Source organism: Alloyangia pacifica (assembly GCF_020524285.1).
Lineage (GTDB): Bacteria > Pseudomonadota > Alphaproteobacteria > Rhodobacterales > Rhodobacteraceae > Salipiger > Salipiger pacificus_B.
Map to the genome: position 1 here is coordinate 280,585 of NZ_JAIVKX010000008.1, position 14,060 is coordinate 294,644.

The 14,060-nt window shown below is 66.8% G+C and carries 13 protein-coding genes; 4 read left to right on the top strand and 9 right to left on the bottom strand.

Annotated features, from left to right (window positions below; all coding sequences use genetic code 11):
• Positions 1–51: 51 nt before the first annotated feature.
• From hpf to LC039_RS13020, 5 genes are all read right to left on the bottom strand, one after another.
• On the bottom strand, positions 52–618 hold the full coding sequence (gene hpf, locus LC039_RS13000; RefSeq protein ID WP_226624855.1) for a ribosome hibernation-promoting factor, HPF/YfiA family: 567 nt from the start codon (positions 616–618) through the stop codon (positions 52–54).
• A 251-nt stretch (positions 619–869) separates the two neighbouring features.
• Positions 870–1,628, bottom strand: a complete 759-nt coding sequence (lptB, locus tag LC039_RS13005; protein WP_226624857.1) for an LPS export ABC transporter ATP-binding protein — start codon at positions 1,626–1,628, stop codon at positions 870–872.
• Positions 1,628–2,140 (bottom strand): lipopolysaccharide transport periplasmic protein LptA, encoded by a 513-nt coding sequence (gene lptA / locus LC039_RS13010; RefSeq protein ID WP_413463839.1) that lies wholly within the window; start codon positions 2,138–2,140, stop codon positions 1,628–1,630. The genes lptB and lptA overlap by 1 nt, the downstream gene beginning before the upstream one ends.
• Before the next feature lie 7 nt (positions 2,141–2,147).
• The gene (gene lptC / locus LC039_RS13015; RefSeq protein ID WP_226624861.1) at positions 2,148–2,747 is read right to left on the bottom strand and encodes an LPS export ABC transporter periplasmic protein LptC; all 600 of its coding nucleotides are present in this window, start codon (positions 2,745–2,747) and stop codon (positions 2,148–2,150) included.
• Between the two features lie 3 nt (positions 2,748–2,750).
• Positions 2,751–3,365: a ribonuclease D gene (locus LC039_RS13020; RefSeq protein WP_226624862.1), complete on the bottom strand. Its 615-nt coding sequence runs from the start codon at positions 3,363–3,365 to the stop codon at positions 2,751–2,753.
• 896 nt (positions 3,366–4,261) lie between these two features.
• Between LC039_RS13020 and LC039_RS13025 the strand changes: the two genes are divergently transcribed.
• A complete protein-coding gene (locus LC039_RS13025; protein ID WP_226624863.1) occupies positions 4,262–4,954 on the top strand; it encodes a sugar transferase in 693 nt (230 codons plus the stop codon).
• A 178-nt stretch (positions 4,955–5,132) separates the two neighbouring features.
• Here the strand turns inward: LC039_RS13025 and LC039_RS13030 are convergent, their stop codons facing one another.
• Both LC039_RS13030 and LC039_RS13035 read right to left on the bottom strand, forming a co-directional pair.
• The gene (locus LC039_RS13030) at positions 5,133–5,783 is read right to left on the bottom strand and encodes an OmpA family protein (protein ID WP_226624864.1); all 651 of its coding nucleotides are present in this window, start codon (positions 5,781–5,783) and stop codon (positions 5,133–5,135) included.
• A 131-nt stretch (positions 5,784–5,914) separates the two neighbouring features.
• The gene (locus LC039_RS13035) at positions 5,915–6,778 is read right to left on the bottom strand and encodes a methylated-DNA--[protein]-cysteine S-methyltransferase (protein ID WP_226624865.1); all 864 of its coding nucleotides are present in this window, start codon (positions 6,776–6,778) and stop codon (positions 5,915–5,917) included.
• Between the two features lie 155 nt (positions 6,779–6,933).
• On the opposite strand from LC039_RS13035, the gene nth reads away from it, so the two are divergent.
• The 3 genes from nth (at position 6,934) to LC039_RS13050 (ending at position 9,886) form a co-directional block, all read left to right on the top strand.
• The gene (nth, locus tag LC039_RS13040) at positions 6,934–7,578 is read left to right on the top strand and encodes an endonuclease III (protein ID WP_226624866.1); all 645 of its coding nucleotides are present in this window, start codon (positions 6,934–6,936) and stop codon (positions 7,576–7,578) included.
• On the top strand, positions 7,575–8,564 hold the full coding sequence (locus LC039_RS13045) for an adenosine kinase (RefSeq protein ID WP_226624867.1): 990 nt from the start codon (positions 7,575–7,577) through the stop codon (positions 8,562–8,564). The genes nth and LC039_RS13045 overlap by 4 nt, the downstream gene beginning before the upstream one ends.
• Before the next feature lie 110 nt (positions 8,565–8,674).
• Positions 8,675–9,886, top strand: a complete 1,212-nt coding sequence (locus tag LC039_RS13050; RefSeq protein WP_226624869.1) for a S8 family peptidase — start codon at positions 8,675–8,677, stop codon at positions 9,884–9,886.
• A gap of 49 nt (positions 9,887–9,935) precedes the next feature.
• Here the strand turns inward: LC039_RS13050 and polA are convergent, their stop codons facing one another.
• Positions 9,936–12,749 (bottom strand): DNA polymerase I, encoded by a 2,814-nt coding sequence (polA, locus tag LC039_RS13055; protein ID WP_226624870.1) that lies wholly within the window; start codon positions 12,747–12,749, stop codon positions 9,936–9,938.
• A gap of 254 nt (positions 12,750–13,003) precedes the next feature.
• Positions 13,004–13,978: an iron exporter MbfA gene (gene mbfA, locus LC039_RS13060; RefSeq protein ID WP_226624872.1), complete on the bottom strand. Its 975-nt coding sequence runs from the start codon at positions 13,976–13,978 to the stop codon at positions 13,004–13,006.
• Between the last annotated feature and the right edge of the window lie 82 nt (positions 13,979–14,060).

Here is a 14,060-nt window from a genome sequence, read left to right on the forward strand (position 1 = left end):
GCCCTTTACTGTCTGCTCGAAGGCGCCGATCCACCGGCGGGTGTACGACCCTTACGGATCGATCCAGCCGATATTGCCGTCGTCACGCCGATACACGACGTTCACGCCATCCTTTTTCTCGTTGCGGAAGACCAGCACGGGAGCCCCGGCCAGTTCCATCTGCATCACGGCTTCGCCCACGGTCAGCGACGGAATAGAGGTTTCCATCTCTGCCACGATAATTGGCTGCAGCGTGTCGGGCTCGTTGTAGTCCTGCGAGTCCTCTTCGCGCGCGAGGATATACGAGGCGGCGTTCTGGAGTTCAACGGGCTCCACGCGATCCTTGTGGTGGTCCTTCAGCCGACGCTTGTAGCGGCGGAGCTGCTTGTCGATCTTTTCGCCGCAGCCGTCGAAGGCAGAGTAGATCTCGGTCGCCTTGTCCTTCGCCGAGGTGGTCAGCCCCGTCGAGAGGTGAACCGTGACCTCGCAGACGTATTCATGCGCACTCTTGGAAAAGGTGATATTCGCATCGGTCGGGCGCCCGGAGTACTTCCCAAAAACCTCGCCAAGCTCTTGTCTGACATGGGTTTGGAGCGCATCGCCGATATCGATCTGCTTACCCGTGATCTGATAGCGCATCTTTGTTCCTTCTCTCTTTGGATCCGTATCGCATCCAGCCCTAGGGCTGCCTCAGATGTGGTGCGGATCAGGGGTGACGCAAGCCCGCTGCAGAATGGGTCCGGGGGTCCCTCTCCTCAGGGGACGCGAGTTCCGGAGCTGCAGAATAACGGTGCGTCATGACCTTATTTGAGGTCAGCCAGCCCCGTTTTGTCAATGATCTGTCGCAAGGAGGTGACCTCATCATAAGCGGATTCTCCCGGAGAATCGCTTCAGCTGATGCGGAAATTCTCACCAAGGTAAACGCGGCGCACATTTTCGTTCTGCACCACTTCCGACGGTGTCCCCGACATCAGCACCTGCCCGTCGTGCAGGATATAGGCCCGGTCGACGATCTCGAGCGTCTCGCGAACGTTATGGTCGGTGATCAGCACGCCGATGCCGCGTTTCCTCAGATCGGCGACGAGATGGCGAATGTCGCCGACGCTGATCGGATCGACCCCGGCAAAGGGCTCGTCGAGCAGCAGGTACTTGGGATTCGCCGCAAGGCAGCGGGCGATCTCGACCCGGCGCCGCTCACCGCCCGACAGAGCCAGCGAGGGCGCACGGCGCAGGTGCTCGATCGAGAAGCTGCCGAGCAGCTCTTCCAGCCGCTCGCGGCGGCGGTGGCGGTCGCTCTCGGCGATGTCGAGCACCGCGGCGATATTGTCCTCGACCGACAGGCCGCGGAAGATCGACTTCTCCTGCGGCAGGTAGCCGATGCCGAGCCGCGCCCGGCGGTACATCGGCAGGTAGGTCACATCGCGCCCGTCGATGGTGACCTGCCCGCCCTCGGGGTTCACCAGCCCGGCGATGGAATAGAAGGTGGTGGTCTTGCCGCAGCCGTTCGGGCCGAGCAGCGCGACGACCTCGCCGCGGTCGAGCTTCAGCGATACGTCACGGATGACCGTGCGCTTGCGATAGCTCTTGCGCAGGTGATCGATCCGCAGGCCGTGGCTGCCTTCGGTGACGGTGAGCTGCGGACGCGCCATCAGTTCTGGTCCTGCCCGCTGCCGCCCTGGTTGATCACCGTCTTCACCCGCCCGGCCATCTGCGCCGTGCCGTCGGTGAGGTTCACCACCATCCGCTCGGAGGTGAGCGCATTGCCCCCCTGCGTCAGCAGGACATTGCCGGTCATCACGACGGTGCCGGCATCGATGTCATAATCCGCCCGCTCGGCCTCGGCCGCCTCCTCGCCGCTGGCGAGGGTCACCCCGCCGGTTGCCTCGAGGCGCTGGATCCGTCCCTGGCCGCCGTCCTGCCCCTCGGCATAGACGACGAGCACGCGCGGTGCGGCGAGACGCATCTCGCCCTGTCCGATCACCACGTTGCCGGTATAGAGCGCGGTGCCGTCGGACTGGTTCACCTCGAGCTGGTCTGCGGTGACCTCGACAGGGGCGCTGGTGTCCTGCGTCATGCCGCCGAACGCCACCTGCGTGCCCTGGGCAGAGGCGACGCCCGTCAGGGCGCACAGGGCTATCATCAAGGCGACAATACGGACCATAAGCAGCTCACTTCTTTTTCGGATCGTATATCAGCTTCACGCCATCGGTGAAAAGCAGTTGCACGTCATCCGCTTCGCCGGAAGAGGTGATTTTGAGCCGCCCGGCGGTGAACGAGCCCGCCGGCCCTTCTCCGCTGACCGGCGCGAGGGTCTCGGCCTCGATCCGGTCCAGCGCCGTGCGCATCTGGTCGGTCACCATCTCGTAGCCGTTGGAGCTGGTGATCCGCACGCCGTTCTGCAGCAGTGCGCCCTGCTCTTCCTCACGGATCGTCGCAAGCTCGGAATCCAGCGTCAGGCGGCTGCCGTCGGCCATGTTCATGGTGGCCGAGAAAGCGTCCGCCTCCAGCTCGCCTTCGCGCGTGCCGGTGGGCCGCAGCCGCTGCGCGGTCATGGTGATCGCATCGCCGCGCGCGGTGGTTCCGGCATATTGCGGCGCCATGACCACCTCGGAATCCGGCACGCTGCCCTCGGCGAAGGGCAGGTCCTGCGAGGTCTGCGAGCCGCGCGACAGCAGGAACAGCGTCGAGAGCGACGCCAGCGCCACCAGCGGCAGCAGCAACTTCAGCCAGGCGATCAGCCGTGAATATGTGTCCCCGCGCTGCACCATCGGTCAGGCATGGGCGAAGATGTCGGTGTCCGGCCAACCCGCGAGGTCGAGCCTGGCACGCGTCGGCAGGAAGTCGAAGCAGGCCTGGGCGATCTCGCGGCGCCCCTCGCGCTCGAGCATCGCATCCAGCGCCGCGCGCAGACGGTGCAGGTGCAGCACGTCCGAGGCCGCATAGTCGAGCTGCGCCGGCTTCAGCTCCGCCGCGCCCCAGTCGCTGGACTGCTGCTGCTTCGAGATATCGACGCCGAGCAGCTCGTGGGTGAGGTTCTTCAGCCCGTGGCGGTCGGTGTAGGTGCGCACCAGACGGCTGGCGATCTTCGTGCAATAGACCGGGGCTGCCAGCGCGCCGAAGGTGTGGAACATGGCGGCGATGTCGAAGCGCCCGAAATGGAACAGCTTCAGCACCTGCGGATCCTCGAGCAGGCGGCAGAGGTTGGGCGCCTCGGTCTGGCCACGGGCGATCTGCACGAGATGGGCCTCGCCGTCGCCGCCCGAGAGCTGCACGACGCAGAGCCGGTCCCGGTGCGGGTTGAGCCCCATGGTCTCGCAGTCGATGGCCACGACCGGGCCGAGATCGAGCCCGTCCGGCAGGTCCCCCTGATAAAGATGGTTCGCCATGACGGCCCTTTCGCTTGCAACGCACCCGCACGCCCGCACATAGGCCCGCGCCGGGCGCCATGCAACTGCGCGCGGTACGGCAGATGTGCCACATTCCACCCCCGCCTCCGCGAAAATATGGCAACCATGGCCCGCGATGGGGCGAATTCTGGGCACCCATGCAGCGTGATTCGGGCTGCCGCCTCCGGAGTTCTGACCGATTGTAACATTTCGTGAGGTTATCCATTCACCCTTTGCGTGTCGGACTCATTGTGGCGACCAGGGCTGTGCCCGACCTCGCGCGGCAGGTGGCAGGCCCGCCCGCCTCAGCGCCCCTCCCAGCTCACTGTTTCGCCCCCTACTGCCAGCAAAGGCCGCCGCGACACGGCAACGCGGGGCTACACGCCCGGAGCCGGCAACAGAAAACGCGCGACGACCGAATTGAGCTGAAATCGGGAACAGAGTCCCCACAGCGCAGCGCGTCACTGTTTCCATTTTCCGCCAAAACCAAGAGGCCGCCCGGCACGCTGGCATCCCTTTTCGTGCGCCATTTGTCCGCCTGCGGGCCCGTACAATCCATCCCCGGCTGGCCGAAGCCCATTCGGATAGCGCGCCCTCCTTTCGCCACGAAGTTGTACCCCAAAGGTGCCGTTGACGGGAACTCCTAGCAAATGCATAACCTTGATCGTCGGTCGAGATGCCTTATTTCGACCACATATCGGCACTGGGGGTTGGTGCTTCCACTTTTGGGAGTGTTTGCGAGTTTGCTGAAGTTTCTTCGGAACTGACACTCGGACATGAACAGGATCCCGCATCTCGTAGTGCCGCCCGGCACTGCGCACGGTCCTTGCATGCCGAGCAGATGACGAAGCTTTCCGCCGTCTTGCAGCGCTACCGTCGATGACCTGGAGGTCGTTTTGACCACGCATGCACATCAACCGCTGAGCGCGGCGCTGGACCTGGAAAAGCTGATCGACGAGACGCTCTTTGCGGCACCGCGTCCGATGCTCTACCGCGCGATCTTCAAGCGCGGTCTCGACGTTGCCCTCACCCTGATCCTCGCCCTGCCCGCGCTGCTGGTGGTGCTGATCTGCGCCGCGCTGATCGCCCGCGACGGTCATTCCCCCATCTACCTGCAGTCGCGCGTCGGCCGGAACGGGCGCGTCTTCCACATGTGGAAGCTGCGCTCGATGGTGCCGGATGCCGACCAGCTTCTAGAGGCTCACCTGCGCGCGGACCCGCAGGCCCGGGCGGAATGGGAGTTCAACCAGAAGCTGCGCAATGATCCGCGCATCACGCCGATCGGACGGGTCATCCGCAAGAGCTCGATCGACGAGCTGCCGCAGCTCTGGAACGTTCTGCGCGGCGACATGTCGCTTGTCGGCCCGCGCCCGATGATGACCAACCAGCGCGCCATCTACCCCGGCACCGCCTACTACGCGCTGCGCCCTGGGATCACCGGCTTCTGGCAGACCTCGGTGCGCAACGAGGCGAGCTTCTCGGAGCGCGCGCGCTTCGACACCGCCTACCTGAAGGACATGTCTCTGGCGACCGACCTCAAGCTTCTGGCGCGCACCGTGATGGTGGTCTGGAAGGGCACCGGCTGCTGAGCCCGGCCAGAGCCCCGGCCAGAATGCATGAGACAATGACCCGCGCCCCAGTGCGGGTTTTTCTATTGCGGCACCGCACCTTCTGAACGCACTCATTGCCCCCCTTGCCCCGGACCAAAGCAAAGGGCGCCCCGGTCTCCCGGAGCGCCCCTCGTCTCTTGCAGCGGAGCTGCGCGGATCAGCCGTTCGGCAGGATGACGATTTCGACGCGGCGGTTCTGCTGCTTGCCTTCCGGCGTCAGGTTCGACGCGATCGGCTGGTCTTCGCCGCGGCCGATGGCCTGCACGCGGTAGGACGGCACGCCCTGCTGCATCAGCAGCGAAGCGACCGAGGACGCGCGGCGCTGCGACAGCGACTGGTTGTAGGCGGCGGCGCCGTCGCTGTCGGTGTGGCCGATCACCTGCACGGTGGTGTTCGGGTACTCGAGCAGGCTGCGTCCGACGGTGGCGATATCGCCTTGCAGGTCGGGGCGCAGCGAGGCGCTGTCGGTGGCGAACAGGATGTCCTGCGGCATGGTCACGATCAGGCGGTCACCGGTGTTGGTGATGCCGACGTTGTTGCCAAGCTGCTGGCGCAGCGCCGCTTCCTGCTTGTCGAGGTTGTTGCCGATCAGGCCACCCGCGATGGCACCGGCGGCAGCACCGGCCAGCGCGTTCTTGGTGGCGTCGGAGTTGTTGCCGCCAATCGCGCGGCCCGCGACGGCCCCGCCAAGCGCACCGATCAGCGCGCCGTTCTTGGCCTGACGGTTGGGATCGCTCACGTCGGTACAGGCGGTCAGCGCCATCGCGCCGGCGAGAGTGAGAATGACAGAAGTCTTTGCCCGGAACATGTAATGCCTCGTTTCGTTGGCCCAATCTTGGGTGTGCCCCAGTTATAGTGTGCAAAGCGCCTGAGCCAATGGCGGCCTGCACACATTGTCGGCAGATCCCCGCGCATGCATGTCATAGTGTTTCGGCTCCGTCAGGCCGTTTGCCCCGTCTCGCCCGCCTCCAGCCGTGCGGCCTCCCATGCGAGGATCGCGCGCTTGACCGGCAGCCCCCAGTGATAGCCGCCCAGCCCGCCCGACTTGCGCAGCGCCCGGTGGCAGGGGATCAGCCACGACACCGGGTTGCGCCCCACCGCCGTGCCCACCGCGCGCACCGCGCGCGGGCTGCCGATGGCCTCGGCGATCTCGGAGTAGCTGGTGACATGGCCCGAGGGGATCCGCATCAGCGCCTCCCAGACCTTGATCTGGAACGGCGCGCCGATGAGATAGATCGGCACCTCTCCCTCCTGCTGCACCCCGAAGGCGGTCAGCACCCAGGGCCGCAGGAACATCGGGTCCTCGACGAACTCCGCCTGCGGCCAGCGCGACAGCAGGTCCCGGAAGGTCTCCTCCTCACCCGCCTCGGCGGCAAAGCCCATGCCGCAGATGCCCTTGTCCGTGCCCATGACCAGCGCCGGGCCGAAGGGGCTCTCGAACCAGCCCCAGAAGATCGTCAGCCCCGCTCCGCCCTTGGCGAAGTCGCCGGGGCTCATCGCCTCCCAGCGCAGGAAGAGATCATGCAACCGCCCGCCGCCTGACAGCCCTGCCGCATGCGCCGTCTCCAACGTCGAGAAGCGGTCGGTCAGCAATGCCTTGGCGTGGCCGAGCGCGAGATACTGCTGGAAGCGCTTCGGCGAGACCCCGGCCCAGCGGGAAAAGACCCGCTGGAAATGCGCCGGGCTCATGTCCATTTCCGCCGCTAGCCGCTCCAGCGTCATCTGCGGCCCGCCCGCGTCGATCAGTTCGATCGCCCGGCGCATGACGTGGAAATGGTAGCCCTGCTGTGCAAGCTCGCCCATCGCGGCCTCCTGATGTTCTCTCCCTTGGAATAGCGGGGAACGGGGGCCGCGCGCGACCCGAATGTTGCGCAAGCGGCGCGGGACGGCCGTGCGTATTTGCCAAAGAGAAGAAGCCGGACTTGCGGCACCGGGCCCGGCGTTGCATAGCAGATGCCATGGCCAAGCAGCTCGATTATCACACGATCCGCGAGATCTTCACCCGCTTCCACGCCTCCGAACCGGAGCCGAAAGGGGAGCTCGATCACGTCAACGCCTATACGCTGGTGGTGGCCGTGGCCCTGTCGGCGCAGGCGACCGACGCGGGGGTGAACCGCGCGACGCACGAGCTGTTCAAGATCGCCGACACGCCCGAGAAGATGCTTGCCCTTGGCGAAGAGGGCGTGATCGAGCACATCAAGACGATCGGCCTCTACCGCAACAAGGCGAAGAACGTCATCAAGCTGTCGAAGATCCTCGTCGAGGACTACGGCGGCGAGGTGCCCTGTTCGCGCGCCGCGCTGGAGAGCCTGCCGGGCGTCGGCCGCAAGACCGCCAACGTGGTGCTGAACATGTGGTGGCACTACCCGGCGCAGGCGGTGGACACCCATATCTTCCGTTTCGGCAACCGCTCGGGCGTCTGCCCCGGCAAGGACGTGGTCGCCGTCGAGCGCGCCATCGAAGACAATATCCCCGTGGATTTCCAGCAGCATGCGCATCACTGGATGATCCTGCACGGGCGCTACACCTGCGTCGCGCGCAAGCCCAAGTGCGGGGCCTGCCTGATCCGCGACCTCTGCCAGTTCGAGGAAAAGACCCTATGAAAAAGTACCAGGTTGTCGGCATCGGCAACGCCATCGTCGACGTGCTGACCCGAGCGGATGACTCCTTCCTCGAGCACATGGGGATCACCAAGGGCATCATGCAACTTGTCGAGCGCGAGCGTGCGGAGCTGCTCTACGGCGCCATGGAGGGCCGCGTGCAGGCCCCCGGCGGCTCGGTGGCCAACACCCTGGCCGGGCTCGGCAACCTCGGGCTGCGCACCGCCTTCATCGGGCGAGTGCATGACGACGCGCTGGGGCGCTTCTACGCCGAGGCGATGGAGAAGGACGGCACCGCCTTCGTCAACCCGCCGGTGCCGGGGGGCGAGCTGCCGACCTCGCGTTCGATGATCTTCGTCTCGCCCGACGGCGAGCGCTCGATGAACACCTATCTCGGCATCTCGGCAGAGCTCGGGCCGGACGACGTCGACGAAGCGGTGGCCGCCGAGGCCGAGATCGTCTTCCTCGAGGGCTATCTCTTCGACAAGGACAAGGGCAAGGAGGCCTTTATCCGCCTCGCCCGTGCCTGCCGCGCGGCCGGGGGCAAGGCTGGCATCGCCATTTCGGACCCGTTCTGCGTCGAGCGCCACCGCGAGGACTTCCTGCAGCTCATCGAGCACGAGATGGACTACGTGATCGGCAACGAGGCCGAGATCCGTTCGCTCTACCAGGACAATTCGCTGGAGGCCGACCTGGAGCGCGTCGCGGCGATCTGTCCGCTGGTGATCTGCACCCGCTCGGGCGACGGGGTGACCATCCTGAAAGACGGCGTCCGGACGGATGTGCCGGTGACCAAGATCGTGCCCGTCGATGCCACCGGCGCCGGCGACCAGTTTGCCGCGGGCTTCCTTTACGGTCTCGCGACGGGCACCGACATGGAGACTGCAGGCCGCATGGGCACCGTCGCGGCCACCGAGGTGATCACCCACATGGGCCCGCGTCCCGAGGCCAGCCTGCCCGACCTCTTCCGCGAAGCCGGGCTGATCTGACCGGCACCGGCCCGCGCCGCGCAATGGCGGATTGCCCCACCTGCGATTCGGCGGGGTCTCACGTATCCTCGCAGCATTGAGTCATTCATTTCGATGCTGCGAGGTCTGACATGTATATCATCCTGCGCGACGAGAACGCCCCGTTCAACGCCCCGGCCCTGCGCCCCCTGGAAGGCTTCGGCCCGCGGCCGCTCGAGGGCCCGAACTTCGAGCGAGCGCCTCTGGTCGCCCCGCCCGCGCCGCAGATCGAAACCGCCGAGCTCACCCCCGCCGAAACCCGCGATGCGTTGCACGACCCGTCGGTGCGTGCCATCGCGCGCGCCATGCCGACCCGGCTGATTGCCCCTATGCCGGCGGATGCCGCCAGCCCGGCGACCTGGGGCGTGGCCGCCATCGGAGCCGACACCAGTCCCTTCGACGGCGCAGGGGTGCGGGTCGCGGTGCTGGACACCGGCATTGACGAAGCGCACCCGGCCTTCGCCGGCGTGACGCTGAATACGCGTGATTTCAGCGGTGACGGCATCCACGATCAGAACGGGCACGGCACCCATTGCGCCGGCACCATCTTCGGCAGGCCGGTCGACGGCACGCGCATCGGCGTGGCCCCCGGGGTCACCGACGCGCTCATCGGCAAGGTGCTGGGCGACGACGGCAGCGGCAGCTCCGAAATGCTGTTCAACGCGCTCAAATGGTGCTCGGACGCGAATGCCCAGGTGATTTCCATGTCGCTCGGCTTCGATTTCCCGGGCCTGGCCGCCGACCTGCAGGGCCAGGGCCTGCCGCCGGAGCTGGCCACTTCCATCGCGCTGGAGGGCTACCGCATGAACCTGCGCATGTTCGACGCGCTGATGGACATGCTGCGCGCCCAGGCGGATTTCAACGGGGGCACGATCGTCTGCGCCGCCGCGGGCAACGAAAGCCGGCGCGACATAGACCCCGCGTTCGAGGTGTCCGTCTCGGTTCCGGCAGCCGCCTTCGGCGTGGTGTCGGTCGGCGCATTGGGCGAGACCGCGGGCGGGCTCGCCATCGCCGACTTTTCAAACACAAACCCGACACTCTCGGGGCCGGGCGTGAACATCCTCTCCGCGGCGACCGGCGGCGGCCTTGTCGCCTTCAACGGCACCTCGATGGCCTGCCCGCATGTGGCCGGAACGGCCGCGCTCTGGTGGCAGGCACAGCGCAGCTCCGGCAGCCCCGCCACGGCAGCCGCCGTGCGTGCGAGACTGCTGGCCAGCGCCACCGCATCGGGCATCGTGCCCGCGACCGACCCAATCGACCGCGGTCAGGGCCTCGTGCAGGCCCCCACGAACAGCATGGTCTGAGACCGGATGTGCGACCGGCGCGGCCAGCCGCCGGACACGTTCGAGGCGCTCAGTGCGCCTCGGCCCAGTTCGCGCCCTGCCCCGCGTCCACCACCAGCGGCACGTCGAGCTTCACCACAGGCTCGGCAGCGCCCTCCATTACCTCGCGCGCGGTGGCGATGAGCGTGTCGACGCCCTCTTCGGCGACCTCGAAGATCAGTTCGTCGTGCACCTGCAGCAGCATCTTGGCGGGCTGGCCCTCGATCGCGGCGGGCATGCGGATCATCGCCCGGCGGATGATGTCCGCCGCCGTGCCCTGGATCGGCGCGTTGATCGCGGCGCGGCGGGCAAACCCGGCGTGCGGACCCTTGGCGTTGATCTCGGGCGTGTGGATCACCCTGCCAAACAGCGTCTCGACCCGGTCGTGCGCCTTGGCGAAGGCAATGGTGTCATCCATGTAGGTCTTGATGCCCGGGAAACGCTCGAAATAGCGGTCGATGAAGGCCTGCGCCTCACCGCGCGGGATGCGCAGGTTGCGCGCGAGACCGAAGCCCGAGATGCCGTAGATCACGCCGAAGTTGATCGCCTTGGCCCGGCGGCGGATCTCGGACGTCATCTCTTCCATCGGCACGCCGAACATCTCGGACGCGGTCATCGCGTGGATGTCCTGCCCGTCGCGGAAGGCCTGCTTGAGCGCCTCGATATCGGCCATATGCGCAAGGATGCGCAGCTCGATCTGGCTGTAGTCGAGCGAGACGAGGACCTTGCCCTCGGGCGCGACGAAGGCCTCGCGGATGCGCCGCCCCTCTTCCGAGCGCACCGGGATGTTCTGCAGGTTCGGCTCGGTCGAGGCGAGACGCCCGGTGTTGGCCCCGGCGATGGAATAGGAGGTGTGCACCCGCCCGGTCTCGAGGTTGATGTGCTCCTGCAGCGCGTCGGTATAGGTCGACTTCAGCTTCTGCAGCTGGCGGTAGTCCAGCACGCGCGCGGCGAAGTCATGCTCGGTGGCCAGATCCTCCAGCACCTCTGCGGGGGTCGACCATGCGCCGGTCTTGGTCTTCTTGCCACCCTCGAGCCCCATCTCGGCAAAGAGGATCTCGCCCACCTGCGCCGGCGAGTTGACGTTGAAGGAATGGCCCGCCAGCTCGTGCAGCTCGGCCTCGAGCCCGGCCATCTTCTGTGCAAAGGCGGTGGACATGCGCGACAGCGTGTTGCGGTCGACCTGCACGCCGGCCAGCTCCATCTCGGCCAGCACCGGCACCAGCGGGCGCTCGGTGCCCTCGTAGACGCGGGTGACGCGGGCGAGGTGCAGCCGCGGCTTCAGCAGCTTCCACAGCCGCAGGGTGATGTCGGCATCCTCGGCGGCGTATTTCACCGCATCCTCGATCGGCACCCGGTCGAAGGTGATCATCTTCTTGCCCGAGCCGAGCAGATCCTTGATCGGGATCGGCACGTGGCCGAGATAGCGCTCCGACAGCGCGTCCATGCCGTGGTTGTGCAGCCCGGCGTTGAGCGCGTAGGAGATCAGCATGGTGTCGTCGATCGGCGCGACGCCGATGCCGTAGCGCGAGAGCACCTTGGCATCGTATTTCATGTTCTGGCCGATCTTCATCACCGCCGGGTCTTCGAGCAGCGGCTTCAGCAGGTCGAGCGCCTCGTTCATCGGCATCTGCCCCTCGGCAAGATCGTCCGAGCCGAAGAGGTCTACCTCGCCCCCCGCCGCGCGATGCGCCAGCGGGATGTAGCAGGCCTGTCCCGGCTCGATCGCCAGCGAGACGCCGACCAACTCGCAGGTCATCTCGTTGAGGCCGGTGGTCTCGGTGTCCACCGCAACCCAGCCGCGCTGGCGCGCCTGCGCGATCCACGGCGCGAGATCGGCGGCGCTCTTCACCCAGGTGTAGGCGGCAGGGTCGATGGGCGGCATCTCGGGCGCGTCCGTAGCGGCGGGCGCATCGGCTGCGGGCGCCTTGGCCTCGGTGATCACCGGCGCCTCGGCCCCGAGCGCATTTGCGATGCGCTTGGTGAGGGTCGAGAACTCCATCTCGGCGAGGAAGGCGAGCAGCTTCTCGGGGTCCGGCTCCTTCACCTCGAGATCGTCGAGCGTGAAGTCGAGCGGGGTTTCGCAGTCGAGCTGCACCAGCTTCTTCGACAGCTCGATCTGCTCGCGCTTCTCGATCAGCGTCTGACGGCGCTTGGGCTGCTTGATCTCCTCGGCGCGGTCGAGAAGCTCCTCGAGCGAGCCGTACTCGTTGATTAGCAGCGCCGCGGTCTTGATGCCGATGCCCGGCGCACCCGGCACGTTGTCGACCGAGTCCCCGGCCAGCGCCTGCACGTCGACGACGCGCTCGGGGCCGACGCCGAATTTCTCGATCACCCCGTCGCGGTCGATTCGGCGGTTCTTCATCGCATCCAGCATCTCGACGCCATCGCCGACCAGCTGCATCAGGTCCTTGTCCGAGGAGATGATCGTCACGCGCCCGCCCGCCTCGCGCGCCTGGCACGACAGCGTGGCGATGATGTCGTCGGCCTCGAAGCCCTCGAGCTCCTTGCAGGCGATGTTGAAGGCGATGGTGGCGGTGCGGGTCAGCGGGATCTGCGGCCGCAGATCCTCGGGCATCGCCTCGCGGTTCGCCTTGTAGAGATCGTACAGATCGTTGCGGAAGGTGTGGCTGCCCTTGTCGAAGATCACCGCCACGTGGGTCGGCGCGTCGGGGCCGGAGCTGTCCTCGACGTATTTCTGCAGCATGTTGCAAAAGCCGCTGACCGCGCCGATCGGCAGCCCGTCGGACTTGCGGGTGAGCGGCGGCAGCGCGTGGTAGGCGCGGAAGATGAAGGCCGATCCGTCGATCAGATGCAGGTGGCAGCCCTTGCCGAACTGGGTCATGGTGGCGTCTCCTTGGCCTCGCGCTTTTGCAAGGGTTTGCCATGGGCGGGCGCAGGGTGCCAGAGGGGATCGTGGGCGGATCGCGGGGCATCGGCGGTTCCGGGGCCGCCGCCCCCGCCGCGCTGCGCGCGCCTCCCCCTGGATATTTACCATCTAGACGAAGACCGGGCCCCGCCCGCACCTTCGTCTAGACACAAGTATCCCCGCCGGAGGCAGGCCGGACGGCGCGGTCGGAGACGCCCTTCGGCAAGGGCTCAGCCGCTGCCGATCACCACCCCTGCCGCCAGCACCAGCGCGCCGCCGAGCACCACCTGCAGCGCCGCGCGCAGGAAGGGCGTTTCCATATAGCGCTTCTGGATCCAGGCGATGGCCCAGAGCTCGAAGAAGACCACAATCCAGGCGATGATCGTCGCGGTCCAGAAATGCGGGATCAGATAGGGCAGCGCGTGACCGAGCCCGCCGACCGCCGTCATCACCCCCGAGGCCACCCCACGCTTGAGCGGCGAGCCGCGGCCCGAAAGCTCGCCGTCGTCCGAGGCGGCCTCGGTGAAGCCCATGGAGATGCCCGCGCCGACCGAGGCGGCAAGGCCGACGAGGAAGGTCGTCCAGGTGTCCTGCGTGGCGAAGGCGGTGGCGAAGATCGGTGCCAGGGTGGAGACCGAGCCGTCCATCAGCCCCGCCAGACCCGGCTGCACCCAGGTCAGCACGAACTGGCGGTGCGCCGTGCGATCCTCGGATTCGCGGGCCTCCCCGTCGAGGTGCTTGTCCATGAGTTCGCCGGCGCGTTCCTCGTGGCCGGCCTCGGCGGCGGCGAGATCGCCGAGCAGCTTGCGCGTTGCCGCGTCGGTGCTGCGCTTGGCGGCCTCGTGGTAGAAGCGCTCGGCCTCGCGCTCCATCGCCTCTGCCTCGTCGCGGATGCGTTCCAGCGGCAGGTTCTGGACCAGCCACACAGGGCGGCGCGCGTAGAAGCCCGCCACATGCTCGCGGCGGATCAGCGGGATCACCTCGCCGAAGCGCATGCGGTGCAGGTTGATCAGCGCCCGGCGGTGGCCGTCCTCCTCCTCGGCCATGCCGTCGAAAATCGCGGCGGTGTCCGGATATTCGGCGCGCAGCCGTTCGCCGTAGCTGCGGTAGATCCGCGCGTCGTCCTCTTCCGAGGAAATCGCCAGCGCAAGCACCTCCTGCTCGCTCAGATCGCGGAACTGGCGCCGCTGGGTGAAGAATCGCATGGGGAACTCCGGGGCTGCAAACACTTTAGAATGATTCCAATCTAAAGCGCTTTGCGCCACGTGCAAGGCGGCAGAATGTCCT

Coding starts and splice junctions, on each gene's coding strand:
- mbfA (WP_226624872.1), bottom strand. CDS start 13,978: ATGCGATTCTTCACCCAGCGGCGCCAGTTCCGCGATCTGAGCGAGCAG.
- hpf (WP_226624855.1), bottom strand. CDS start 618: ATGCGCTATCAGATCACGGGTAAGCAGATCGATATCGGCGATGCGCTC.
- nth (WP_226624866.1), top strand. CDS start 6,934: ATGGCCAAGCAGCTCGATTATCACACGATCCGCGAGATCTTCACCCGC.
- lptA (WP_413463839.1), bottom strand. CDS start 2,140: ATGGTCCGTATTGTCGCCTTGATGATAGCCCTGTGCGCCCTGACGGGC.
- LC039_RS13035 (WP_226624865.1), bottom strand. CDS start 6,778: ATGGGCGAGCTTGCACAGCAGGGCTACCATTTCCACGTCATGCGCCGG.
- lptB (WP_226624857.1), bottom strand. CDS start 1,628: ATGGCGCGTCCGCAGCTCACCGTCACCGAAGGCAGCCACGGCCTGCGG.
- LC039_RS13020 (WP_226624862.1), bottom strand. CDS start 3,365: ATGGCGAACCATCTTTATCAGGGGGACCTGCCGGACGGGCTCGATCTC.
- LC039_RS13045 (WP_226624867.1), top strand. CDS start 7,575: ATGAAAAAGTACCAGGTTGTCGGCATCGGCAACGCCATCGTCGACGTG.
- LC039_RS13030 (WP_226624864.1), bottom strand. CDS start 5,783: ATGTTCCGGGCAAAGACTTCTGTCATTCTCACTCTCGCCGGCGCGATG.
- polA (WP_226624870.1), bottom strand. CDS start 12,749: ATGACCCAGTTCGGCAAGGGCTGCCACCTGCATCTGATCGACGGATCG.
- lptC (WP_226624861.1), bottom strand. CDS start 2,747: ATGGTGCAGCGCGGGGACACATATTCACGGCTGATCGCCTGGCTGAAG.
- LC039_RS13050 (WP_226624869.1), top strand. CDS start 8,675: ATGTATATCATCCTGCGCGACGAGAACGCCCCGTTCAACGCCCCGGCC.